This is a genomic window from Enterobacter sichuanensis, from assembly GCF_002939185.1.
Taxonomy (GTDB): domain Bacteria; phylum Pseudomonadota; class Gammaproteobacteria; order Enterobacterales; family Enterobacteriaceae; genus Enterobacter; species Enterobacter sichuanensis.
This window is the reverse complement of sequence record NZ_POVL01000170.1, coordinates 1-635: the sequence shown is the minus strand read 5'-3', so window position 1 is coordinate 635 and position 635 is coordinate 1. Positions and strand designations below refer to the sequence as shown.

Annotated in this window: 1 protein-coding gene; it reads left to right on the top strand. The window is 49.8% G+C overall.

Going from position 1 to position 635, the window contains the following annotated elements:
- Positions 1-86: 86 nt before the first annotated feature.
- Positions 87-635 (top strand): IS110 family RNA-guided transposase (locus tag C5687_RS24340; protein ID WP_146086318.1); only part of this gene is annotated, 549 nt, incomplete at its 3' end.

Genomic DNA, 635 nt, shown 5'->3' with positions numbered 1-635 from the left:
GGCTTTGTTAATGGAATGGTCGCCTCCCATCTCTTGTGCCACAGTGGGACGATAAATCGTCACTCATTGAACGGAGCGCTGCTATCATGAACGTTAAAACTATTGGAATCGATTTGGCAAAAAACGTTTTCCAGATCCATGGGGTTGACGAGCACGGAAAACGGTTGTTCAACAAACAACTCAGACGGGCACAAATGGCCTCCTTTTTTGCCAACATCCCACCCTGTTTGATCGGCATGGAGGCCTGTGCATCTGCTCATTTCTGGGCCAATAAACTGATATCGATGGGCCATAATGTCAAACTGATGGCCCCTCAGTTCGTCAAACCCTATGTTAAAACCAATAAGCATGATGCTGCAGACGCTGAAGCTATTTGTGAAGCCGTCACTCGACCTAACATGCGGTTCGTGCCGGTCAAAACCGCTGAGCAGCAAGCCGTATTGGCACTTCACCGGAGTCGTCAGAGCTTCATCAAACAGCGAACCGCACAAGCCAATCAAATCAGGGGGTTATTGGCCGAATTTGGCATTGTCGTCCCCCGAGGTATCCAGCAGCTACAGCGACGATTACCTGAGCTCGTGGAAGATGCGGATAACCCGTTACCCGTCCTGTTTCGTACACAGCTGAGTCTACTA